At 72.2% G+C, this 23671-nt stretch carries 18 protein-coding genes; 7 read left to right on the top strand and 11 right to left on the bottom strand.

Features of this window, described 5'->3' with window-relative positions; all coding sequences use genetic code 11:
* Nucleotides 1-12: 12 nt before the first annotated feature.
* The 4 genes from WMF20_RS18200 to WMF20_RS18185 all read right to left on the bottom strand — a co-directional run bounded on the left by WMF20_RS18200 (nt 13) and on the right by WMF20_RS18185 (nt 6485).
* A complete protein-coding gene (locus WMF20_RS18200) occupies nt 13-2286 on the bottom strand; it encodes a type VI secretion system Vgr family protein (protein WP_437615281.1) in 2274 nt (757 codons plus the stop codon).
* Between the two features lie 27 nt (nt 2287-2313).
* Complete coding sequence (locus WMF20_RS18195) at nt 2314-4539, bottom strand: type VI secretion system Vgr family protein (RefSeq protein WP_437615279.1); 2226 nt, start codon at nt 4537-4539, stop codon at nt 2314-2316.
* 516 nt (nt 4540-5055) lie between these two features.
* Nucleotides 5056-5619, bottom strand: a complete 564-nt coding sequence (locus tag WMF20_RS18190; RefSeq protein ID WP_437615277.1) for a hypothetical protein — start codon at nt 5617-5619, stop codon at nt 5056-5058.
* A 110-nt stretch (nt 5620-5729) separates the two neighbouring features.
* Nucleotides 5730-6485 (bottom strand): SDR family NAD(P)-dependent oxidoreductase, encoded by a 756-nt coding sequence (locus tag WMF20_RS18185; RefSeq protein ID WP_437615275.1) that lies wholly within the window; start codon nt 6483-6485, stop codon nt 5730-5732.
* A gap of 308 nt (nt 6486-6793) precedes the next feature.
* On the opposite strand from WMF20_RS18185, the gene WMF20_RS18180 reads away from it, so the two are divergent.
* Together WMF20_RS18180 and WMF20_RS18175 are read left to right on the top strand one after the other, a co-directional pair.
* The gene (locus WMF20_RS18180; RefSeq protein WP_437615273.1) at nt 6794-7639 is read left to right on the top strand and encodes a helix-turn-helix domain-containing protein; all 846 of its coding nucleotides are present in this window, start codon (nt 6794-6796) and stop codon (nt 7637-7639) included.
* Between the two features lie 343 nt (nt 7640-7982).
* Nucleotides 7983-9380, top strand: a complete 1398-nt coding sequence (locus WMF20_RS18175) for a PA14 domain-containing protein (protein ID WP_437615271.1) — start codon at nt 7983-7985, stop codon at nt 9378-9380.
* A 31-nt stretch (nt 9381-9411) separates the two neighbouring features.
* On the opposite strand, the gene WMF20_RS18170 is transcribed toward WMF20_RS18175, so the two are convergent.
* Both WMF20_RS18170 and WMF20_RS18165 read right to left on the bottom strand, forming a co-directional pair.
* The gene (locus WMF20_RS18170) at nt 9412-9579 is read right to left on the bottom strand and encodes a hypothetical protein (protein ID WP_437615269.1); all 168 of its coding nucleotides are present in this window, start codon (nt 9577-9579) and stop codon (nt 9412-9414) included.
* Nucleotides 9576-10532 carry a LysR substrate-binding domain-containing protein gene (locus WMF20_RS18165; protein ID WP_437615267.1) on the bottom strand — a complete coding sequence of 319 codons (957 nt, stop codon included), beginning with the start codon at nt 10530-10532 and terminating at the stop codon, nt 9576-9578. Before WMF20_RS18165 ends, WMF20_RS18170 begins: the two co-directional genes overlap by 4 nt.
* A gap of 124 nt (nt 10533-10656) precedes the next feature.
* On the opposite strand from WMF20_RS18165, the gene WMF20_RS18160 reads away from it, so the two are divergent.
* Entirely contained in the window at nt 10657-11409 is a 753-nt protein-coding gene (locus WMF20_RS18160; protein WP_437615265.1) for a glucose 1-dehydrogenase, read from the top strand.
* Nucleotides 11410-11466: 57 nt separating this feature from the next.
* Here WMF20_RS18160 and WMF20_RS18155 read toward each other — a convergent pair whose 3' ends face one another.
* From WMF20_RS18155 to WMF20_RS18145, 3 genes are all read right to left on the bottom strand, one after another.
* Nucleotides 11467-16278 (bottom strand): alpha-2-macroglobulin family protein, encoded by a 4812-nt coding sequence (locus WMF20_RS18155; protein ID WP_437615263.1) that lies wholly within the window; start codon nt 16276-16278, stop codon nt 11467-11469.
* Nucleotides 16279-16820: 542 nt separating this feature from the next.
* Entirely contained in the window at nt 16821-17204 is a 384-nt protein-coding gene (locus WMF20_RS18150; protein WP_129575535.1) for a DUF6968 family protein, read from the bottom strand.
* 87 nt (nt 17205-17291) lie between these two features.
* On the bottom strand, nt 17292-17972 hold the full coding sequence (locus WMF20_RS18145) for a TetR/AcrR family transcriptional regulator (RefSeq protein ID WP_437615260.1): 681 nt from the start codon (nt 17970-17972) through the stop codon (nt 17292-17294).
* 240 nt (nt 17973-18212) lie between these two features.
* Between WMF20_RS18145 and WMF20_RS18140 the strand changes: the two genes are divergently transcribed.
* The 3 genes from WMF20_RS18140 (at nt 18213) to WMF20_RS18130 (ending at nt 19854) form a co-directional block, all read left to right on the top strand.
* The gene (locus WMF20_RS18140) at nt 18213-19253 is read left to right on the top strand and encodes an MBL fold metallo-hydrolase (RefSeq protein WP_129575533.1); all 1041 of its coding nucleotides are present in this window, start codon (nt 18213-18215) and stop codon (nt 19251-19253) included.
* Nucleotides 19223-19408 carry a hypothetical protein gene (locus WMF20_RS18135; protein ID WP_437615258.1) on the top strand — a complete coding sequence of 62 codons (186 nt, stop codon included), beginning with the start codon at nt 19223-19225 and terminating at the stop codon, nt 19406-19408. Before WMF20_RS18140 ends, WMF20_RS18135 begins: the two co-directional genes overlap by 31 nt.
* 215 nt (nt 19409-19623) lie before the next feature.
* Entirely contained in the window at nt 19624-19854 is a 231-nt protein-coding gene (locus WMF20_RS18130; protein WP_020735680.1) for a VF530 family DNA-binding protein, read from the top strand.
* Between the two features lie 178 nt (nt 19855-20032).
* Here WMF20_RS18130 and WMF20_RS18125 read toward each other — a convergent pair whose 3' ends face one another.
* Nucleotides 20033-20494 (bottom strand): macro domain-containing protein, encoded by a 462-nt coding sequence (locus WMF20_RS18125; protein ID WP_437615256.1) that lies wholly within the window; start codon nt 20492-20494, stop codon nt 20033-20035.
* 630 nt (nt 20495-21124) lie between these two features.
* Between WMF20_RS18125 and WMF20_RS18120 the strand changes: the two genes are divergently transcribed.
* On the top strand, nt 21125-22375 hold the full coding sequence (locus WMF20_RS18120; protein WP_437615254.1) for a DNRLRE domain-containing protein: 1251 nt from the start codon (nt 21125-21127) through the stop codon (nt 22373-22375).
* Between the two features lie 100 nt (nt 22376-22475).
* Here WMF20_RS18120 and WMF20_RS18115 read toward each other — a convergent pair whose 3' ends face one another.
* On the bottom strand, nt 22476-23135 hold the full coding sequence (locus tag WMF20_RS18115) for a hypothetical protein (protein ID WP_437615252.1): 660 nt from the start codon (nt 23133-23135) through the stop codon (nt 22476-22478).
* Between the last annotated feature and the right edge of the window lie 536 nt (nt 23136-23671).

Below are 23671 nucleotides of genomic sequence, written 5' to 3'. Positions count from 1 at the left end.
GCCTCCTGCTCCTCAGTTGTCGATCACGAGCGCCGCGGTGTCCGCGACGTCGCCGTCGAGCTTCGCGGACAGGCCGAGGATCGCGACGCTCGCGGGCGTCAGCGAGACGATCGACGCGCCCATGACCAGCGTGAGCGCGCCGGTCGCCTCGAAGACGACGTTGTTCGCCTTGACGAGCTGCGCGCCGCCCGCGAGCTCGGTGTAAGTGCCGAGCGAGCTCTCCACGCGATCCCCGTTCGCGACGTTGACGATCGCGCCGCCGACCTTCACGTTCATCGATCCGCCGACCTGGACGCCGCGCCCGGCCTTGACCGCGATCACCTTCGCGCCGGTCGCCGTCTCGCTCCGGTCGCCCTGGACCGTCACGGAGCGGTGGCCCAGCGCGAGCTCCACGAGCGCCGCGCCGACCTCGTGGTTGAAGGCGGCCAGGGTCTGATCCGTGACCGACCCGACCACGAGATCGATCTGGTTGCCCGAGACGTTGAGCGCGCTGTCGCCGGCGACGTCGCGCTTGTGATCCCCGCCGATCTTCATGTCGCGGTTGCCGCCGATCGAGAGCGCGTGGTCGCCGCCGATGTCGTCCACGTGGAAGGTCTCGACCTTCATCGCCTGGTTGCCCGCGACCGAGATCTTCTGGTTGGCCCCGACGCTGCTCGTCATGCTGTTCGTGACGTTGGTCGTCTGGTCCGCGCCGATCTTCTTCGCGTGGTTGTTGCCGATCGACTCGGTGGCGTTGTTCTTCACCTCGGTGGACATGTCCCTCGAGGCGTTGATGAACATCTCCTCGCCGCCCTTCGTGTCCGACATCCGGAGCTCGTTGCTGCTGCCCCCGCCCGGCGTGGTCGCGGTCTGGAGCGAGCTCTTCCCGGCCTCCTTCGGCAGCGCGTAGGGCGGCGGCGTGAGCGCGTTGTACATGCGGCCCATCACGAAGGGCCGGTCCGCGTCGCCCTCGACGTGGCGCACCGTGACCTCCCAGCCGACGCGCGGCAGCAGCATGGAGCCGCCGGTCGGCACCTGGCTCGTGCGGATCCAGCGGCTCGACGTGTCGTCCTTCTTGCCGGAGCGATCCCAGTGGAACGACACCTTCACGTGCCCGCTCGCGTCGGTGTGGATCTCCTGCCCCGAGGGCCCGGTCGTGATCGCGGTCTGCGCGCCCGGGATGACCTGCTCGCGGGCGCGGCGCGGGGGCCGGTAGCGCGTGGTCCCGGTCGGCACGCTCCAGAACTCGCAGACCATCCGGACGTCGCGCGCGCCCTCCAGGGCGGCGGCGGGGCTCGAGAGCTCGAAGTTCCGCGGCCGGCTCCCGGCGATGCGCGAGCGCACCACGAGGTACTCCTGGTTGAGCGGGTCGTACGGGTGGCCCTCCACCGAGAAGCGCCGGCCCGGGAGCAGCGCGAGCGAGCCGGTCTCGCCGCGCACGACGTCGCGCTCGGCCTGCACCGCGTCGAGCAGCACCTTGGCGAGCCGCTCCGCCACGCTCACGTCGGCGGTGCGCGCCGGGTACTCGTAGATCTCGAGCGCGTGCTCCCCGGGGTCGCTGCTCTCCGCCGACGCCTCCAGCTTGAGCGAGGGCTTCTCCGGGTTGTAATCGCGGACGAACACCTTGTCGCTCCGCACCGAGACCTCGCGGGAGAGGCGCACGACGCGATCGGCCGAGCCCGCGACGCCGAAGTCCTGGAAGAACGGGAGCGACGTCGCGCCCTCGATGTCCTCGAGGCCGGCCTGTGCGTCGCTGAAGACGGCCACGTCCCGCTCGCCCTTCGTGTGGATCGCGAAGTAGATCCCCTCCTCGGCGAGGAGGCGGTGGACGAAATCGAGATCCCGCTCGCGGTACTGGACCGTGTAGACCCGCGCGGGGTGCGGCTCGGTCACGCGCCAGTCCTGCTGGCCGGCGGGCACGCCCGCGCCCTCGAGGACCTCCTTCACGATGTCGACCGCGCTCTTGTCCTGGAAGATGCGGCAGTCGGCGCGCTGCGCCAGGTTCCACAGCGCCGGCGCGACCTGGATCCGCAAGGTCGGCACGTCGTCGGGGTCGGGCAGGAGCTCGGCGAGGACGACGGTCCCCGCGAAGGTGCGGGTCTGCGTGTCGTCGCTGCGCGACAGCGTGAAGACCGCGCGCTTGCCGAGGACCTCCTTCGGCCTCGGGAGCGCGGCCTCGTCGTCGAGCAGCTCGCACTCCAGGTGGGTGAGCTCCGAGAGCTGCTCGGAGAGCTCGAACCGCAGCACCCGGTAGATCTTGCCCTCCACGCTGACGGAGGGGATCGCGAGGACATGATGGTCAGCCACTCTTCACCTCACAAGCGCCCTTGGACCTCACGATCCGAGCTTCATCGACGCGCCCATCTTGACCACCAGCGCGCCCTTGACCGCGATCTTGGACCCCTTGATCACGATGGGTCCGCCGCCGAGCTTGAGCTCGCTGCCGCCGCCCTTGAAGACGCCGACGGCGCCGAGGAGGGTGATGAGCGGCGCCTGCACCACGAGATCGCCGTTCAGCTTCTGGTAATGGAGCCCGCCCACGAGGTTGGTCACGCCGGCCGCCACGTGGGAGAGGGAGCCCTTCGTGAGGTGGAGCTCGGCCGCGAGCGACGTCTGGTCCTTGTTCGCGGTGATCTGCTCTCCGTGGCTGCCGTTAATGATCTGCGCCTTCACCGCGCCCACCGTCTCGGTCATGCCGCCGAGGACGTTGTCGTTGATCGAGGCGAGGCTCCCGGAGAGCTGGAGCGCGCCGACCTTGCGGCTCATGTCGCCGGTGATCGACTGCTCGACGCCGTTCGAGATCGTGATCTGGTTGCCGCTCACCGTGTACGAGCGATTGCCGGTGATCTTCTCGACGTAATTGCTGATCGCGTTGGTCGTGTCGTTGCCGCCGATCGAGATGCTCTGGTTGCCCGAGATCTTGTGCGAGAGCACCGCGCCGACGTCGAGCGATTGATTGCCGGCCACGGAGATCGACTCATCGACCTTGACCGACCGGGAGCCGTTCACGCTGATGTGCTGCTCCTCGTTGACCGCGACCTCCTCGACCTTGTCGTTGCCGATGGTGACGTTGAGGTCCTTCTGGGCGTGGATGCCGAAGCCCTGGCTGCCGGAGCTGTCGGACATGCCGATCTCGTTGTGGCCGCCCGCGCCCGGCGACGACATGCTCTTCAGCGTGCCGGACGCCTTGGCGGCGGGGAGCGCCTGCGGCGGCGTCTTCTCGGCGTTGTAGGTGCGCCCGAGGGCGACGGGCCGGTCCGGGTCGCCGTCGAGGAAGGCGACGGAGACCTCCCAGCCGACGCGGGGGAGGATCATCGAGCCGCCCATCGCGATCTGCGAGACGCGCAGCCAGCAGCTCGAGGTGTGGTCTTGCTGGCCTTGCCGGTCCCAGAAGAAGCGGACCTTGATGCGGCCGTGCTTGTCGACGTGGATCGCCTGCTCCTGGGTGCTCGACCCCGTGACGACCGCGGTCTGGATGCCGCGGATGCGCGGCCGCCGCGCGCGGCGCTCGGCCGCGAAGGGGGCGCCCTTGGGGATGCCGCGGAAGTGGTTCTCGACGTCGACGTTCGTCTCTCCGCCGGTGAGCGTCTGGTTGCCGCGCGAGACGAGGTGGGTGACCACGAATTCGCCGTTCAGGCACGGCTCCGCGGCGCCCTCGACGAGGAACGGCTCGCCGACCTTGAGCCCGGCCGCGCGGCTCTCGCCCTCGCACACGTCGGCGTCGGCGGCGAGCTCGCGCATGCGGGCGTCGGCGCGGCGGGCGCCCACGCTCCCCTTGGTGAAGCCGGCGGGGTACTCGAAATAGGGCAGGACGAAGGCCTCCTTGCGGGGCAGCGAGGACTCGGGCTTCACGTCCGGCTTCTCGAAATCGTAGTCCCGGAGGTGGACGCTGCTCGTGCGCAGCGCGCGCGTCCGCGTGAGCCTCTTGAGCGGCAGGCTGCCCGGGAGCCCGCCCTGCGCCATGCGGAAGAGCACCGGGGTCCCCTCCTCGACCGCGAAGGCGGCGGGGTCGTCGGTGATGATCATCGTGTGCCCGGCGGCCTCGTGCCGGAAGTAGTAGAAGAGGCCGTTGTCCTCGAGGAGGCGTGAGACGAAGTTGAGGTGCGACTCGCGGTACTGGACGATGAACTCGCGCGGCTCGTATTCCTTCGCGGTCCGCCACTCGACCTTGTCGCCGAAGCCCGCGTCCTCGAAGATCGTCTGCGCCACCTGGACGATGGTCTTCTCCTGGAAGATGCGGCACCCCTCGCGGTGCGCGAGGGCCGCGAGGGCGGGCCGCAGGCGGACGTCGAACTGGCGGGAGTCGCCGACGAGGCGCGCGAAGCCCGCGCGGTCGACGATGCCGTCGAACAGGCGCTCCTTGCCGGCGGTGTCGATGACGCGCAGGCAGAGGCGGCTGCGCAGGCAGTCCTCGACCCGGAAGGCGGCGTCCATCGTCGCGAAGCGCACCTCGACCGTGTAGGGGGTGGAGATGGCCTCGACGGCCTCGAAGCGGGTCACGGCGGTGTCCGCGGGGAGCTTGTCGCCCTCGAGGGAGAAGGTGGCGAAGGTGTCGGCCATCGGGGCCATGGTAGGCGATCGGCGGGCGGCGCCAAGCCCCGGCGCTGGGCGAGGGCACGGGACCGACGCGGGGAGAGCGGCGTGGGGGGCGGATCGGGCGGACCTCAGGGCGTCGGCAGATCGCGCCGACGATGCCCCCACCATGAGCGCGAGGCGCCGGAGCACCGGGCCCCGGCGGCGCATTCATGACTCGGGCGCGCGACAGGCTCGGGAACGAGGCGCGGCGCGGACGCCGGTCATGGCAAGTCGCGTGATCGCGTCGCTTCCGGTCGGCCGTAGTTGAGTTTCCGATCCGTGTAGCCCTCCGCCGGAATCAGCCGCACGTACTCCGCGGGGAATACGGGTGGTACGGACGCGAACCAGGCGCGAGCAAGGACCGGCAGCCCGAACGGGCCATGAACGCCAGTCCGGTGAAGCCGACGCACCCGACCGCAAGGGATACCGCCAGCAGTCGTCTACGAGTCATATGTCGCTCACTTTCGCAGAACGATCCCCCGTTCAACGTGGCGCGCGCGGTCATGCGACACCGTCGTGCTGGTGACCGCGCCTCTTCGCCGAGCTATCCGTCGATGGGTCCACCGAAGCCGCCGGGGCGGACCGGCCCTCCAGAAGGACGCCGACGAGGACGCCGAGGTAAACGCCGGCGTGGATCCCGCAGCAGACGAGGTACCGCGTGGCGGTGCCGCGGGGCCACGCGCCGAGGCTCGCCTCGCGCACGCCGAACGGGTCGAGCGCCGCCATGGCGGCCGGGCAGAGCGCGAGCGCTGCGGCGAGCGCCGCCATGATCCTGACCAGCCAGGAGCGCCACGAGAACCGGTCGCTGCGCGCGGCGCGGAGGAGGCCCACGCCGGTGACGAGGGCGCCGAGCGGCAGACCTCCGCGGAACCCCGTCCACGCGACCGCGAGCCGGAACGGCAAGCTCGACGCGGCGAGGCCCTTTCCGTCGAGGAAATACTCCGGAGAGATCGTGCCGGTGACCTGATCGAAGAGCGCCCCGCAGGCGCCCGCGGCCAGGGCGCCAGCGAGGATGGCGAGGTGCTCGCGAGCGCGGGTGGACGAGGCGGGTGGGCGAGGCCGCACGGCGCCCAGGATACGATGGACGGAGGCGACAGCGGCAAGCTTGCCGGCGCTCACTCGATCACGATCGGCCGCGCCGGGACCACCGCCACCGCGTCCACACAGCGGCCGTGTCAGGCCGCGACGAGCCCGCCATCGATGGGCAGGGCGACCCCGGTCACGAACGACGCCTCGTCGCTCGCCAGGAAGAGCGCCACCCGAGCCGGCTCGATCGGGTCCGCGAACCGGCCGATCGGGTGGCTCGCGAGGACGCGTTGCTCCACGGCCCCATCCTTTATCCATTTGTCGAACATCGCGGTGTGCGTGCCCCCAGGGCAAATCGCGTTCACCCGCACGTTGCGAGCAGCGAGATCGATGGCCGCGACCTTGGTCAGCCCGATGATGCCGTGCTTCGACGTCACGTACGCGGACAGGCCAGGCGTCGCCACGAGGCCTCCGACGGAGGACGTGTTGACGATCGCGCCCCCGCCGGCCTTGAGCATCTCCGGGATCTGGAACTTCATCGACAGGAAGACGCCCTTCAGGTTGATGTCGATCACGCGATCCCACTCGTCCTCGTCGAGCTCGGGCACGCTCTTGACGACCTGCTCCACGCCTGCATTGTTGAACGCGACGTCGAGCCGCCCGTACCTCTTCACGGCGGCCGCGACCATGGCGGCGCAGTCGGCCGAGCGCGACACGTCCGTCGGAACGAAGATGGCGTCTCCCCCTCGGGCGACGATCTCCGCGGCCGTCCTCTCGCCCTCGGCCACCCGGCGAGCGGCGATGACCACCTTGGCGCCTTCCTGGGCGAACAACAGCGCTGCGGCCTTGCCGATTCCCATGTTTCCACCCGTGATGAGCGCGACTTTATCTTGCAACCGTCCCATAGGATTCGCTCCGGATCTGTGGGCCTGACGAACGACAGGCCATGCCATGCCAGCGCGCGGCGCCGAGGCGCTCTGCCGCGCGTCGAGGAGGGCAGCGCCCGCGTCGAAACGCAGCGGATCGCCTGCGATCGCGGCGTCCGTCAGCTTCGCGCGCAGGTGGGTCGAGGATGACGAGATCCGCGACCTCGGGACGGAGGATGTCCACCCTCCGCCGGCGCGGCTTGGGCAAAATTGACGGGACCCGCGCGGCGTGCGATCCCCGGAGATGAGCCTGGCGCAGCGCGCGTTGGCCCACTACGATCCGGAGCATGCCGAGCGCGCTGCCAGGCTGCGATCCGGACGATCCGCTGCGTATCGAAATCGTGCATCCGAAGGCGCTCTCCGGCGTGACCGTGGCCCGCTGCCGCAGCGATGCCCGTCGCCACCGTTCCGTGAAGGACCGCTTCGCCTCGGTCTCCTTCACGGCCGGCCAATGCGAGTGGCGGGCGCGCGGGCGCGCTTGGACGGCGAAGCCGGGCGCGCTCGCGCTCATGCTCCCGGGTGAGGTGCATCGCGAGGAGAGCCGCGATGGGCCGGCGCGCTTCCAGGTGGTGCTCTTCAACGACGCGCTGGTCGACGAAGCGCGCCTCTCGCTCGGAGGTCGGCCCTCCGCGCCCCGGCCAGGCCTGTTTCTCGAACGCGGAGCGCCCGATGGCGCGCCGCTCCGCGCCCTGCACGCGCTCGTCCACGAGGGCGACGCCGAGCCCCTCGCGCTCCAGACCGCGCTCGCCGAGTCGCTGCGCTCCCTCGTCGCGCTCACCAGTCCGGGTCACGCGGAGCGCGGACGCCCGTACACCTGGGGCGCCCGCCTGCGCCGCGCGTTCGAGCTCATCCGCGAGCGCTTCGTCACCGCGCTCTCTCTCGACGAGATCGCGCTGCACGTGGGGCTCGACAAGTTCCAGCTCATCCGCGCGTTTCGCGACCAGCTCGGCGTGACGCCGTATGCCTATGTGACGCAGCTGCGCGTCGGTCGCGCCCGCGCGCTCCTCACGCGGGGCGTGCCGCCGTCCGAGATCGCCGCGCGCGTCGGCCTCTACGACCAGAGCCAGCTCAACCGGCATTTCAAGCGCATCGTCGGCATCACGCCGGGACAGTTCGCGCGCGCCGTGGTGTGAGCGCGCCTCGCGGCGCTCGGCTCGCCCCGGATCGGCGTTGAGCGCCGATCGCGCGCCGGCATGCATGCAATGCATGAGGTCGATGTGATCTACGCATTGGAATCGCTCCGGCGGGCGACCTAAACAGCGCCCATTGAGCCCTCGCGGGGGGAGGGACCTCGGAGAGCGGGCGCCGCCGCGCCGCTCGCCGGGCCTCGTCCGTCTCCGCGGATCTCGCGCCCACCTCGCCCATCGCGCGGAGGCGGGGCGCTGCTCAGGAAAGGCATCCATGGCAAAGACCCTCTCTTCGTTGACGGATACCTCCTCTCCTCGCGGCCTTCGCGCCGCCGGATGGCACGCCGGCGTGGCGCTCTTGCTCCTCGGCGCGCTCGGGCCGACCGGGTGCGTCGCCGGGGCCGGCGACGACGGCGAGGAGACCCTCGGCGTGGCGACCCAGAGGTGGGGGAGCTACGATCTCACGAGCAGCTACACGGGCAATGTCGCCGACACGCGCGGCTGGATTGTCGAGTGGGAGGTCCCCGAGCTCTTGAACGAGAGCACGGCCTGGACGGCCGTGGGCCAGTGGTACAACAACCTCGAATCGGGCATCTACCACTATCCGCCCGGCTGGTTCGTCTACTACTTCGCCGACGACAACGGCGTCACGGGGAATCACCCGAGCTGCGCCTACGACTGGCACAACCTCGAGACCGGCGTCCCCATCGGGGGCACCTGCGGGCTCGGCGGCGACCTTATCGCGCTTCAGCCGGGGCAGCATGTCGCCTTCAAGTACGAGTCGTGCACGACCGAGCGCGTGGCCGACGTGAACGGCTCTCAGATCTGCCTCTACGTCGACGTGAACGACGGCAAGGGCTGGCAGTTCCTCGCGGAGGACGACCCCGGGAACATCGAGATGTACACGCACGACGTCGAGCACTGGGCGTCCGAGGGCATGGTCACGCCGGAGATCCCCTGCGATGCGCCCATCAAGATGCTTCGCCAGGAGGTGAAGACGACCGCGGGCACCTGGCAGCCGCTGTCGGGCGCGAGCACCTGGTCCTTCAATCAGTTCACGCCGTACGCCTACCAGAACCGCAGCCTCACCACGTCGCCGGCCACCTGGGAGGCCTGCACGCCCCCGCCCGACGGCAACGGCGACGGCCTCCGCGGCGAGTACTTCAGCAACACCAGCCTGACCGGCACTCCGTTCGTCCGCACCGACCCGATGGTGGCGTTCGGCTGGGGCACCAGCTCGCCCGGAGGGTCCGTTCCCGCCGACGGCTTCTCCGCGCGCTGGACCGGACAGCTCGTGCCGCGCTACTCGGAGACGTACACGCTCTCGACCGAGTCCGACGACGGCGTGCGCCTCTGGGTGAACGGCGCGCTGCTCATCGACAACTGGACGGATCACAGCTCCACGCTGGACAGCGCCACCCTCTCGCTCGTGGCGGGCCAGCCGTACGACGTGAAGCTCGAGTATTACGAGAACAGCGTCGACGCGACGATCCGGCTCTTCTGGTCGAGCCCGAGCCAGGTCCGGGAGGTGATCCCGCAGAGCCGGCTGCACGCGGCGGGCGCGGACTGCAGCGGTGTGCCGGCGTGGGCCTCGGCGCAGGTCTATACGCCCGGCACCCGGGTGACCGACGGCGGCCACCTGTGGGTCGCCGCCCAGCAGGTCTGGTGGTCGAACCCGGCCTGCCCGCCCAGCAACCCGACCTCGTGGTGCCCGGCCGACTGGATCGACCAGGGAGCGTGCCAGTAGCACCGCGCCGGGCCGGGCGGGATGGGCCCGCTCAGGCGCCGGCGAGCAAGAAGAGCCCGTAATCGCCGACGGGCGTGAATCCGAGCGACGCATAGGCGGCGATGGCCGCGCGGTTCTCGGCGCCCGTGAAGAGGATCGCGCGCGCCGCGCCGCCGTCCCGCGCCGCGAGCAGCACGGCCGCGCCGAGGGGCTCGCTCACGTGGGCGTCGTGGCCAGCCCTCCGGGGCGACAGCCTCCTCCGTCGATACCCTCCTTCATCACGCCGTCATGGATGTGGCTCGCGAGGTGCTCGATCAGCGCCCGGACCGCGGGCGGTAAGCCGCGGCGCGAGGTGAACACGAGGTGGACGATGCCCTCGGTCACGTACCACTCGGGGAAGACGCGGACGAGCTTGCCAGCCCTCAAGTCCGCCGCGGCGATGTGATCGGGTAGCAACGCCACGCCCAGCCCTGCGATGGCCGCCTCTCGCAGGGCGACGAAATCGCCGCACGAGAGGCGCGGCGCGTGACGCACGACATGCGTTTGCGCGTCGGGCCCGACGAGCTCCCACGCATCTTCGCCGGCCTGCTCGCTCTGGCTGAGGGTCGGTACGGAGGCGAGCGCGGCGATCTCCGGCGCGCCGCCCAGGCGACGCGCGAGGGCGGGGCTCGCGACGAGGAACCGGCGGCTCTTCGCGAGCGTCTTCCGGGTGAGCGTGGCGTCGGTGTCGAGCTTCGTGCGCACCCGAAGCGCGATGTCGATCCGCTCCTCGATCAGATCGACGCGCCGATTGGTGGGGATGACCTGCAGCGCGACACGCGGGTAGCGCTCCATGAAAGAGGGAAGGATGGGCCTGACCAGCTCCATCATGCCCGTGGGGCAGCTCAATCGGACGAGCCCCTGCGGCTCGCCTTGCGCCTCGGCGACGATGGCCTCCGCCAGCGCCACCTCGCTCATGACGGATCGGCAGCGCTCATAGAACGCCTGGCCCACCTCGGTGACGCTGAAGCGGCGGGACGAGCGCTCGATGAGGCGAACGCCGAGCCGCGCCTCGAGCTGCGCTATCCGCCGGCTGAGCTTCGATTTCGGCTGCCGCAGCGCGCGCCCCGCCTTCGCGAACCCGCCGTTCGCCACGACCTCGGCGAAGAAGAAGAAGTCGTTCAGATCCTGCATCGGTGATCTCTTCGTTCTGCCAGCGGAACGCAGCGTGCCACGATCGCCGGATGGCCGCCCCCCGCTTCGGCTCTACCTGTAGGGGGCCGGCGACGTTGAGCGCCGAGATCGAGGGACGGACACCATGAGCGACAAACTCCAGGGGAAGGTAGCGATCGTCACAGGCGGCACCACGGGGATCGGCCTCGCGACGGCGAAGCGGTTCGCGGCGGAGGGCGCGCGCGTCGTCATCACCGGGCGGCGGCAGGCGGAGCTCGACGCGGCCGTGAAGGAGATCGGTGAGAGGGCCACCGGCGTGCGGAGCGACGTCTCCAACCTCGCCGATCTCGATCGCCTCTTCGAGGTGGTGAGGCAGCGAGGCGCCCCCATCGACGTCCTGTTCGCCAACGCCGGCGGCGGCGAGCTCGCCCCGCTCGGCGCGATCACCGAGGAGCATTTCGACAGGACCTTCGCCATCAACGTCAAGGGGATGCTGTTCACGGTCCAGAAGGCGCTGCCGCTGCTGCGCGACGGGGCGTCGATCATCCTCAACGGCTCGACGACGGCCTCCACCGGCACCCCTGCGTTCAGCGTCTACAGCGCGACAAAGGCCGCGGTGCGGAGCTTCGCGCGCACCTGGGCGCTCGACCTGAAGGACCGCGGCATCCGCGTCAACGTGATCAGCCCGGGGCCGATCGACACCCCGGGGCTGCACGGGCTCGGCGCGACCGAGGAGCAGGCGCAGCAGATCAAGGCGAGCCTCGTCGCCAGCATCCCGCTCGGGCGGCTCGGCTTGCCGGAGGAGGTGGCCAAGGCCGCCGTCTTCCTCGCCTCCGAGGACAGCAGCTTCACCAACGGAAGCGAGCTCTTCGTCGACGGCGGCATGGCGCAGGTCTGAGCGCTCGATGTGGTTGCCGGCGCGGGCGGAGAGCGAGCCGGCCTCCAGGAGCGCCGCTCACTCGATCACGATCGGCCGCGCCGGCACCACCGCGCGCGGCAGCTCCTCCTGCGCCACCCGGGCCTGCGCCTCGGGCGCCGTCACCTTCCCGGCGAGCGCGAAGCGCACCGGGATCTCCACCAGCGTCGAGAGCCGCCTCGCCTCCAGGGAGGCCCGCAGCGCGAGCACGCCGTTCACCTGCCGCACGCCGTCGAGCGGCGCGGCCAGCGACACCCCGGGGGGGAGCGGGATGCGCACGTCGACCTCGATCGGGCGGCCCAGCGTGTGGCGCAGCGAGACCCCGAGCTTGCCCGTCGTGCCCGCGCGCGGGCGCTTCGGCCAGGAGATCTCCGCCTGCACGGGGCTCGCCGCCGCGGACGGCGGTCGGCTCCAGCGCCGGAGCGCCGGGCGCTCCAGGCGCGCCACGACCGCGGGCCCCGCCACCTCGATCGCCGCCTCCGTCGCGCCCGCGTCGAGCGGCACCACGAGCCGCCCCGACGGCCCGACCTCCACGTCGCGGCGCGCGCCGCCCGACGTCACCGTGACCCGCGCGACCCCTCGATCCTCGCCCCCGTGGGCCAGGAGCGCGCGCACCGCCGCGAGCGTGCTGGCCGGCGCGCCGTAGCCGCCGCGCACGTCCCGCTGCACGCCCACCCAGCCGAGGAGCGTCGCGGGCGGCGCCGCGCTCCGGCCGAGCCCGGCAGCGCGGAGGAGCGCCGCGTAGACGACCGCGCGCGCGCTCCGATCCTCGGCCTGGCCCGGCGGCAGCGTGATGCCGCCGGTCGGGCCCAGCGCCACCCAGGCGCGCAGCCGGTCCGCCACGCTCGCGGCCAGCGCGGCCCGGTGCGGCCGCTCCGCGAGCGCGAGCAGGACGCGGGCGAGCGCCACGCGATCGCCGCTCCGGATCACCTCGTCCACCGTGCTCGTGACGAGCGCGTCCCAGCACGCGTTCACCGCGCCCCCCGCCGGCGAGGGCTCCGCCTCGAGCGCGTCGAGCGCCGCCGCGGGCTGCAGGGCCTCGGGCGGGCAGCGCGCGGCGAGCGCCGGCAGCTCCTCCGCCACGGCCGCGGGGGCGAAGGTGCGCGCCCGGAGCGCCGGGGGCCAGAAGCCCACGTCCTTCTTGCTGGCCTTGTACGCGAGCAGCCGGCCCACGGCGCGGCGGCCGATGTCCTCCGCGCGCGCGACGAGCGGCGCGCCCTCGCCCCCGCGCGCCGCGGCCCAGCGGCCCACGAGCGCCGCGACCTCCACCGCGTCCGCCATCGCCCCTGCGGACGTGAGCCGATCGGGATCCATGGCCTCAAGCGCCGCGGCGAGCGCGCTCGCGAGGCCGCGCTCGACGACGAGCCGGGGGCGGCCGGTGAGGCGGTAGCGCTGCGCGTCCGCCGAGACGCGCAGCGTGGCCGTCGCGCCGCCCTCGACGCCCTGGGCGTGGGTCAGATCGGTGGGCTCGCCCGCCGGGCCCACGTCCCACGCGTGCACGAGCGCGTCGCCCGGGAGCCCCTGCGCCTTCACGGCGACCGCGAGCTCCGCCCGCCCCGCGCGCAGCGCGCGCACCCGCGCGCGCACCCGCGCGCGCACCGGCGCCGCGCCCCCCGCGGGCACGTCGACCGCCGCCGCCCGGCTCCGCGCGTCCGCGAGGGCGGCCGCGCCGCGCGCCGTGAGCGCCACGGTCGCGCGGAGCGGCCTCGGCGAGCGGTTCCGGACCGAGATCTCCACGTCGACCTCGTCGCCCTCGACCCACGCGGCGCCCGCCTCCACGCGCGCCGAGAGCGGCTGCGCGGTGGGCACGTCGAGCGTGGCCGTGGCCGGCGTGGCGCCGTCCGGCACGCCCACGAAGACGAGCCGGTAGGTCGTCTCGACGTCGCCGAGCGGAACGCGCATCCGCAGCCGACCATCCCTGTCCGTGCGCTGGGGCGGCGACCAGAAGAACACGCCCCGCGGCGCGCCGTACGAGGTCCGGGCCGCGCCGCCCAGCCTGCCGTGGCCTTGACCGAACCCCGCGCCGGAGCCCGTTCCCACGCCGGACAGGCCCATGCCGCCCAGGCCGATCCCCTCGCCCAGCGACGTGCCCGTGAGCTCCTCCAGGAGGCTCTCCCACGCCGACACCGTGGCGTCGCCGACCTCCATGTCGAACTTCGCGTCGACCAGGCGATCCTCGCCGACCGCCCTGGCGTACGGCGTGCCCGATCGGAGCACGCGCTCGAACGGGTCGCGCACGTCGTCGCCCGTGCCGATCCGGCCGTCGGGCCCGGGCGCGTGCAGGGCGAAGCCGCGCCGCACCGTGAGGAACGGCGCGGGCGGCGCGGTCGTCGGGGTGAACTGGATCGTGCCGCCCCAGGGATCGAGCAGGAGCGACTCCTCGAGCTGCTCGTCGCGCACCAGGCGGCGGAGCAGCGCGTTCGGATCGCGGAGCGCCGGCTCGTCGGGATCGAGCAGCCGCTCGCGCCGGAACGCGCGCGCCGCGGCGAGGATGCGGAAGAGCTTGAGGCGGGTGACGCGGCGAGCGACGTGATCGAACGTGACCTGCGGATCCACCGACAGGAGGTCCGCGAGCGAGAGCGGCTCGCCGCCGGGCGTCTCGGGCGGCGCATCCATGGCGGCCGTGACCAGGGTCATCAGCTCGGGGTTCCATTGATACGCGCCGCCCGGCCCGCGGCGGCGCACGTCGCGCAGCCGCTCCGGGTCGCTGGTGGCCTCGAAGACCGCCCCCTCGAGCGAGCGGAGCACCTGGCCGAACGCCGCGTCGAGCGCCGCCCGTGCGGAGCCGGCCGGATCGATCGCCGGCGCGATCGCCTCGCGCGCCCGCGCGCCGAGCTCCGCGCGCCGGAGCGGATCGAGCGCGGGATCGCCCTCCAGGAAGGCGCCGCAGCGCTCGGGCTCGACCATGCCCTGGCAGAGCCGCGCGCGCGTGTCGAGCGCCGCGAGGCCGCCGACGCTGCCCCCGCCGTGCAGGTCCACGACGACGGCCGCGACGGTCCCGGGCAGACCGCAGCCGCCCCCGTCGGTGAGCGCGAGGTCCACGTCGACGGCGCCGCGCGGGGCCGCGCGGCCGCCGGCGATGCGGGCCTCGAGCCGCGGGAGCACGCGCGGCGTGACGAGCACCGCGCCGCCGGCCTGCCGCGCGGCGGCGCCCTGCCGGGGAGCGGCGGCGCTGAGCGTCCAGACGCCGGCCGCGCCCTCGGGCAGGCCGAGCGCGCCGCCGTCCGGGCCCCCGGCGATCCAGGCGCTCGCCGCGCGCGCCGCGCTGGCGGAGGGCTGCACGATCACGCTCCAGCCGGCGCCGTCCGCCGCCCTGCCGCCCTCCGGCCGCCGGCCGGCGCGGGCGTCCGCGCCGCCGGCGTCGACCACGCGCAGCGCGAGCGCGTCGCCGGCGCGGGCGAGGAGCCGCTCGGGCCGGAGCAGCGCCGTGGCCTCGCGATCGACGGAGACGCACAGCGCGAACGGCTCGCGCCGCGACGCGAGCGCCGGGAGCTCGCCCGCGGGCCGCACGCGCACCGCCGCCGCGACGCCGCCGGCGCACGGCCCGACGTTGCGGAAGGCGCCGAGATCGGCGGGCGCGTCCCAGGTCACCTCGGCCTCGCCGTACGCGTCGGTGGTCACGGTGGCCTCCAGCCCGTCGCCCTCGACGGTGAAGGTGCCCTCCACCGGCTTCCGCCGCGCGTCGCGGACGCGCAGGAGCATGCGCTGCGCGGCGCCCGGGACGATCGCGCCCGCCTCCGGGAGCAGCGTCGCCTCCGAGGTGGGGCTCTCCACGGAGGCGGTGGCCTCGCGCTCGAGCTCGTGCCCCTCGAGCGTGGCGCGCGCGACGAGGCGCAGCGTGGTCCCCACGCCCTGCACCACGGTGGTGGGCGCCGCGGTCGAGCCGCGGATCTCGCCGGCGGCGTCGGTGCGCGCGGGCGTAGTGAGCTTCTCCCACGCGGCCCTGTCCTCGGGCGGGCTCGTGCCCTTCGGCCCGGTCCAGACGCGCACCGGCAGCCCGGCCACGGGCTGGCCGGCGCCGTCGCGGATCCGGATCACGTAGGCGGCGCGGTCCCCGGCGCGCAGATCCTGCTCGGACCACTCGGCCAGCATCTGCGGGGCGCCGGGCGTCTCCTCGCGCGGCGAGAGGGAGATCTGCGCGGCGTTCGACGAGGCCCCCGCCGCGCCCCGCGCGCGGGCGCGGAGGACCCAGCGCCACCCGGGCTCGTCGATCCAGGGGACGGGCACGCGCGCCATGGCGACGCCGGCCGCGTCGGTGGTGACCACGGCCGTTTGCCGCGCGACGCCGCCCTCGAGCAGGCTGACCTCGACGGGGACCTGCGGGGCCGGCTGCCCCGAGGCCTGGCTCTGCACCGTGATCCACGCCGACGTCGCGCCGCCCGGCACCACGCGCGTGTCGGGGACGTGCAGGTCGACGTGGAGCGGCGCCTGGCGCTGCACGGTGAGGGTCCGGGTCCGCTGCCGGTCGCCGGCGCGCACGCCGAGCAGCAGCCGGAGCTCGCGCTCGGGCCCCTCGGGGATCGGGACGTCGAGGTGGGCGCGCCCCTTCGCGTCGGTGGTGACCCGCACGGGCGGCGGGACGGCGCTGACCTTGCCGAGGTGCTCGGGATCCCAGGTCGCCTCCACGGTGGCCGCCTCGAGCGGCCGGAGCGTGACCGCGGTGGGGAAGCCGAGCGCGAGGACCTGGACCGGCAGGGTGGCGCCGGGCGCGCCGCGGTCGGGCGCGTGAAGGAAGAGGTCGAGTCCGCGGGCGACCGCGTCGCGGTGGTCCGTGGCCGCGTCGGAGGTCGCGGCGGCGCCGAGGGCGGCGGTGATGAGGAGTCCGGTGAGCGGGAGGAGGGGCCTGGGCATCGGTGGCTTTCGACAGGGCCGAGGGGAGCAGGTTCCTGCGCTGCACGGCGGATCGGGATGGCCGGCGCGGCGCGCGATCGGGCCGGCGATGGGCTCCGGCGCAAGGGAAGCAGGCGCAGGCGCGCAATGTACAGCGCCACCAGAACAATTCGATCCGGACGCTCCCCGGAGCCAGCGGATTAATTTCAATTCTCCGGGGAGGCTCTCGACAACCTCAGGGTTGAATTTCAATTCTCCGGGGAGGCTCTCGACAACCTCAGGGTTGAATTTCAATTCTCCGGGGAGGCTCTCGACAACCTCAGGGTTGAATTTCAATTCTCCGGGGAGGCTCTCGACGGTAGTGGCCAAGGTTGAGTGAACCTGGCCAAGTTTGGCCAGATGAACGGCTCTCATCGCTAGGCTTCGCCCACGAAATCAGTGCGGCCCGCGGGTGTTCCACCACCCCGGGCCGCGTGGCTGACACCGCTTGCACGGAGCCGACAGCATGCAGCCTACCGCCCGGTCGGCGTTCAGGGCGCGGATTGCTGAGCGGGCAAGCAGGGTTACACCGTCGGGTGGTTCAGTGACGGCAGACCGAGGTCGGCGCTGTCGCCCCATTTGAGCTCACCCGCGTCGCGCCACGGCTTGAGCAGGTCGCCCACCTTGCACATCGCCAGGAACAGCGCCTGGAACGGATCGGAGCCAATCGCGTAGTCGAGAACCGGAGCCTTGAACGACTCCTCAATCTCGATGTCAACGATCCATTCGTTCTCTCGATGAACGGGACTGTGTGGTCTACTGAGCAGTATGCGAACCTTGCGCGTGAAGCTCCCATCATTCGGCGTGAAGTCCAGATGCCTTGAGGCTACCACGTTTCCATCGTGCATGCCCGGCAGATAGGGCAGCGCTGGCGTCAGCGGAAGTTGTTGGCGCAGAAGTTCGTCCATTCCCGTCCGCCCTGATTCGCGGCGGACCAGCACTGCTTCTTGAGCCTCCTGGGGCACGCGAAACGACAAAACATCTCTCGCGGCACGTCATCGTGTCGTGCCGCGCGCCTTGCGCGGCCGGCCGCCCTCGGCGCGAACGCTCGGCGGCCTTGGCTTCGCCCGCTCCTCTCGGTCGTTCCGCTGCGGCAGGCACATCACCCGCGCGGCGACGGACATGCCCTCGACGAAGGTCTCGCGCGTCGCGGCGCCGTACTTCAGGCCGCGCGCAGCGGCGTACAAGGTATCCGCGAGCTGGCGCGCGGTGACGCCCGCGGGCGCGTAGGCGGCCACCAGCCCGGAGGCGCGCAGGGCCTCCTCCACGGCCTCGACGAACTGCCCCTCACGCTCGTCGACCATGGGGCCGACGAGCTCCTTCGTGGCGGCGGCGAGGTCCGCCGCGTCGGAACCGAACGCGCCCACGAACCGGCCCACCCACGTGTCGAACGCGACCACGAGCCGCTCCTCCAAGGGGCGCTCCGCGTCCGCGAGGGCGGCCGCGGCGGCGGCGAGCGCGGTATCGAGGAAGTACGCCACCGACGCGCGAAAGAGCTCCTCCTTCGTGGCGAAGTGCAGGTAGAGGCCCTGTCGCGAGACGTTCGCGGCCCGCGCGACCTCGTCCATCGACGTCTTCCGGAAACCGAAGCGCAGGAACACCGTCATCGCCGCGTCCATCAGCTTGCGGCGGCGCACGTCGTCGGCGGGCCTGTCCGTGGAGCTCGCTTCGCTCACGATGAGCAAAGTAGACAGCAAACGCTTCGATTGTCAATGTCAAACTTGACAAACTGAGCTCTGGTTGTAAACATCGTCCTGTGCGCCCGTTCGGCCGTCCGCCTGGTGCGGTCAGCGGGTCTTCGACGCCCTGCGCGACGCCCTCTCTTCAGCGTGGTTCGGCGCGGGCGCCGCTCTGGTCACCATCGCGGTCGGACTCTGGCTCGCCAGGCGCCGCGCCCGGCAGGAGGTCAGCCATTCATGAATGATTCCCAGCGTCGCAAGGGGCTCCGGATCGAGCGGGCGCGCGCTTCCGCGCAGTTCAAGGGCGGCCGGTTCCAGAACCCGTCGGGCGCCGGCCCCGGCATGAACGGCTCGACGTTGCCCGTGATCGGCGAGTACTTCTTCGGTCGCGGCCGGCGGACGCCGCCCGGGCCGCTGCCCCTCGCGCGGCCTCACGAGACCTGGGCGCGGCGGAGCGCGACCGGCCTGCGGGTCACGTGGCTCGGCCACAGCACCGTGCTGATCGAGATCGACGGCCGCCGCGTCCTCACGGATCCGGTGTTCGGCGAGCGCGCCTCCCCCGTCGCGTTCGCGGGCCCGATGCGCTTTCACCCCGTTCCCGCAGCGCTCGAGGAGCTGCCGCCGCTCGACGCCGTCCTGCTGTCGCACGACCATTTCGATCACCTCTGCGCTCCCACCATCGAGGCGCTGGCCCGCACGCGCGTCCCCATCGTCACGGCGCTCGGCGTGGGTGCGCACCTCGAGGCGCTCGGCGTCGACCCCGCGCGGATCACCGAGCTCGACTGGCACGAGGGCGCGGAGGTGGGCGGCGTCCGCTTCACCGCGACGCCGTCGCAGCACTTCTCCGGCCGCGGGCCGACGAGCGGCAACAAGACGCTCTGGGCCTCCTGGGTCATCGAGGCAGAGCGGCGCAAGGTCTTCTTCTCCGGCGACACCGGGCTGTTCCCCGAGCTCGCGGACATCGGCCGGAGACACGGCCCCTTCGACCTGGTGATGCTCGAGGTCGGCGCGTACCACCCCGCGTGGGGGGCGATCCACCTCGGCCCCGAGAACGCGCTGATCGCGCACCAGATGCTCGGCGGCGGCACGCTCCTTCCGGTCCACTGGGGCACCTTCAACCTCGCCCTCCACGACTGGGACGAGCCGGCCGAGACGTTGCTCTCCCTGGCGGCCGAGCGCGGCGCGCGCGTCGTGACGCCGCAGATCGGCGCGGCCTTCGAGCCCGAGCACGTCGACGCGCCGACCCCGTGGTGGCGCGCCGTCGCCGGCGCGCGCTGACGGTCGACCTGTCGCGCGAGCCCCTGAGGCCTCGGCTCATCGCGCCGGCGGCGAACCTGACCTACTTCAGCAGCCACGGCGGCCGCCGCGTCGCCTTCACGACGGACCGCCCCGGCACGACGGCCGGCCGCTATTCGGCCGAGGTCGGCGAGTAGCCCGCCCGCGGAGATATCATCGGTCGCTCGAGAAATCTTCGCGCCCTACGCCGGCAGCTCCATGGGCAGGCCAAACGCCGGAACAGAACCTCGCTCCTCGGCGTGCACGGGCGGCGTGGGCGCGCAGGCGGCGTGGGTTCGTCGGCCCGCCGCGCGACGTGCTACACCGTGGGCTCACGCTGGCCCTCCGGGGCCGTCGCCCCCCGAGCATCGCTATGACGCAGCCCCAGCCCAACAATCCTCTTCACGGCGTCACGCTCCAGATGATCCTCGAGCACCTGGTCGCGCAGCACGGCTGGGAGCAGCTCGGACGCATGATCGACATTCGCTGCTTCAAGTACGATCCCAGCATCAAATCGAGCCTGCAATTCCTGCGACGGACCCCGTGGGCCCGACAGCAGGTGGAGGCGCTCTACGTGCGGGATAAAGCCAAGCCCAGCCCGTGACCGGCCCGCTCGATCGCACGCCGAGCACCGGGATCCGGGAGCGGCGCGGTGTCGTGTTCACCGCGAGCCGGGCGGCGCGCCCGTGACGCACCACGCCTGATCCGATGGCCCCCCGCCCTCTCAAGCATCGCCCTGGGGCGACCAGGCCCTCCGACCGCCACGGCGGCCAACGCTGGAGTCAGGCGTCCGGGGCGCGCACGAACTGCTCGTAGACCACGAGCGTGACCGGCTTGTCGTTGGCGACCTTCACGAGGATGCTCTTGACGCGCAGCCACTCGAGGCCGGTCTTGCCGGCGCCCACGCGCGGCACGCCGATCCGCGCGATCCCCGCCCCGGCGGCGTGCGTCACCATCGCGGCGAGCGAGCGCTCGAGCGCGGCGAGCGAGGGCCTCTTCGTCTCGTTCTCCTGAATCGCGAGGCTGTACACCGTGTCGTCGCCCTCGCTCCAGACGAAGGCCTCCCCGAGCTGGAGCTTCCGCTCGGCGCTCCGCTGCTCGAACGCCGGGAGCAGGCCCGGCCAGCGCTTCTTGAACGTCACGGAGATGCCCGTGTCCATCTTGCCTACGCAGCAAACGCCGTGCGCGTACGCGTGAAGATCCGGGGTGTTGAGGAGATCGCCCTTGGTGAAGATCGTCGGCACGCGGGGCACCCTAGCACTTCCGCGGTCAGCTTCGTGAGATGCCGACGGGCCCGCGAAGGTGAGGCGAGGCGCCGCCTACGCCCCCGCCACCTCGATCGCGCCGATCCGGCCCGTCCGGTACGTCCCGCACCGGCGCCCCCCCGTACGAGCCCGCCGTGCTCGCTCCAGCGCGCGGCGTGCTGACGAGCGGCAAGGCTCCGGGAGCGAGTCCACGCGAGCGGCGGGCTCGACGTTCGGCCCGAGCTTGCTCGTTCGCGATGGTCGATCCGTCGCCTCGGGCCGCCGTGGTCGCCTCGCTCGCCGAGACGCTTACTCGCGCCGTCACCCTCGGGGATGAGGAGGCGGCCCGGGCCCCGAGCCCCGCCGCGACCAGACCGAGCGCCGCCCCGGCGCGGACCATCGCTCCCGAGGGCTGCGACCCATCGTCGCCCCGGTTCCCCGGGGCGGGCTTCGGCGACGTGGTGCCGACTGCTGGGGATACGATGACCCGTGCGCGCATTTCATGATAGAACGAGACGGCGCTGCGGCTGGCAGCGCCAAGAAATGCTTCTGACCGTGAATCCACAGCCGGCGGCGGCTCGCCGCACAGCGAGGCTCCGCCATGCCGGCACCGCAACGAGGAGCTCTCCCATGAGAACCGCCCATCCGTCGATCTCTGTGTTCGCGTTCGCCTGGATGATCTCGAGCTGCATGGCGGCAGCCGAGCCGCACGACGATAGCGATGAAGCCGTCGGCGAGGGCGCAGCGTCTCTCGTCGCCTGCGAGGCGCTGCCCTCCGGCGACATCGTCACGAACGGCAGCTTCGAATTACCGGATCTGCCGATTGGCGGGGTGTGGATTACGTCGTCGCCGACCGCGGTTCCCGGCTGGCGGCCTGCCTATGGCGAGATCGAGCTCCGCGACCGCACGGTCGGCGGGCTCGCCGCGCACGGTTACCAGAACGTCGAGCTGGACTCCTCGATGTCGAGCGGCATCTACCAGGATCTCACGACCATCCCGGGAGCGGTGTACGAGCTTCGGTTCGCCTTCGCCGCGTCCACGCAATGGGGCGGTCCGGACGAGCACGCGCTCGACGTCGTATGGGACGGCGGAGTGGTCGCCTTCCTCACGACCAGCAACCAAAACTGGATCTATTATACCCTTACCGTCATCGCCTCCGGCGCGACGACCCGCCTCCAGTTCAACGATGTGGGCTTCTCGAACGGCATGGGGACGTTCCTCGATCACGTCACCGTGGTCCCCGTCCATTTCGATACGGACGAGGATGGGGTCCCGGACCTGTGCGACAACTGCCCGGCGCAGCCCAACCCCTCCCAGGCCGACGTCGACGGCGACGGCATCGGCGACGCCTGCGAGGTCGAGCCCCAGTGCGTCATCGTGCAGCGCGGCACCTACGGGAGCGTGCAGGATACGTATATCCAGCCCGGGATCTCGTGGCCATACGGCGATTACCCGTATCTCGTCACGACGACGCTGCCGGCGGACGTGAAGGCGGGCGTGCTGGCGTTCGATCTGTCGTTCATCCCGGCGGGATCCAACATCGAATCCGCGGTCCTCACGCTGTCCCACCCGTGGAAGGCGAGCGCCAGCACCATCGAGGTGCACCGCGTGAACGGCCCCTGGCAGGAGTCGACCGTCCACGCCGGCAACTTCCCCGGGTACACCCCGGCCGTGGAGGCCGTGCTCACCACGGTCGCCGAGGCGGACGCCTCCGTGAGCGTCAGCGTGGCGCCCCTCGTCCAGGCCTGGGTGGATGGATCCCAGCCGAACTACGGCGTCGCGCTGCAGGACGTGAACGCCCGGACCGACATCCGGTCGAGCGAACACGCGAACGTCGCCCTCCGGCCGAAGCTCGAGGTTTGCTTCACGCCGGCCGAGTAGCGGGGCCGCGCCGGGGCGCGATCGCGCAGCGGCCCCGGGCGATGTCGAGATGCCTGATCGGCGCGCCGATCCCGGCCCCTATCGCCGCCGGAGCGGCCGTTCAGCACGGGATCTCGACGCACTCCCACAGGGCAGCCCCCGTCGGCTGGAGCTCGCAGGTGCAGCTCCAGGGCGGGGAGCATCGAGCGCAGACCTGCCCAAGGAACTGTTCGCAGCGCTGGCCGTCGAGCTGCGAGGGATCGGCCGGGCACTCGAACGGCGGGCAGACGTCGGGCGCCTGGCACGACCACGCGCCGTTCGTGCACCGGCAGATCGGCCCACAAGTCTCGTAGCCGCAGACCAGGCCCTCGGTGTCGCAGCAGCCTCCCTCGGGTGGGAGGGATTTTGGCGGGTGCACGTCGTTCTTCTGACCGGTCGGGGACGAGGAGCAGAGCGTGTCCGTGCCGCTGCACACGCACGACATCGCTGTGCTCTTGCACTGCAGGCTCGGCGAACACTCGGCTCCCGGCGGCTCGGAGAAGGGGATGCAGCTGCCGCCGGCCCCAGCTCCGCCGACCCCAGCGCCCGCAGCCCCCGTACCTTCGGCGCCCGCGCCACCGGCCTCTGTGCTGCCGGTGCTCACGCCGCCGGCGCCCCTCCCGCTCGAGCCCGCGGCCTGCGAGGAGCCCTGGGGGCCTTCGACCGGCGCGCCGCACGCCGCGGCGACCGCGGCGGCCGCGGGGATCAGGGCTGCGGCGACGAAGCGGCGTGCGTGACCCATGTCGCCCACGTTACCACCGCGGGCGACGGCTAGGCATGATGGGAACGCGTCGTCCGCGACGTCGACCCTGCTGGTTCCCGCACCTGCCGACCGTCGCCGTGCAGCCGGACACGTCGGAGCGCGTGAGAATGTCTGATGACAGAGGCTTCGACAGCACAGCACAAACCGTTCGCAGCGAGAAAGAACAGCACGAGCACAGAGGTGAGCGCGCATCAGGCAAAGGTTGGCGCTGGTACGCTGTATGAGTGCGACCTCTGCCGCGACCCCGAGCTCACCACGTCGCCAGACGCGCTGCGGGCCCTGCTGGAAGCGCGCGGGATGCCCGCCTAGGAGGGCGCGCTCGAGCTCGAGGGCCTCGCCGGGGGCACGCCGCTCCCGCCGGACAAGCGGCTCGGCGTGTTCGCCTCGCTGAAGGCGCTCGAAGGCGGGCGGCCGCTCGGGCCGGAGAGGCTGCCGCGCGCGGGAGGCAAGGTGCTGCTGCCGGTCGTTGCTGCTGCCGGTCGTGGCGAAGGGGTACCCCTCAATCTGGCGTTCCG

Source organism: Sorangium sp. So ce834, from assembly GCF_051521425.1.
Lineage (GTDB): Bacteria > Myxococcota_A > Polyangia > Polyangiales > Polyangiaceae > Sorangium > Sorangium cellulosum_D.
Note: the sequence above shows the minus strand (reverse complement) of the source record. Positions and strands in the feature narration are given on the sequence as shown.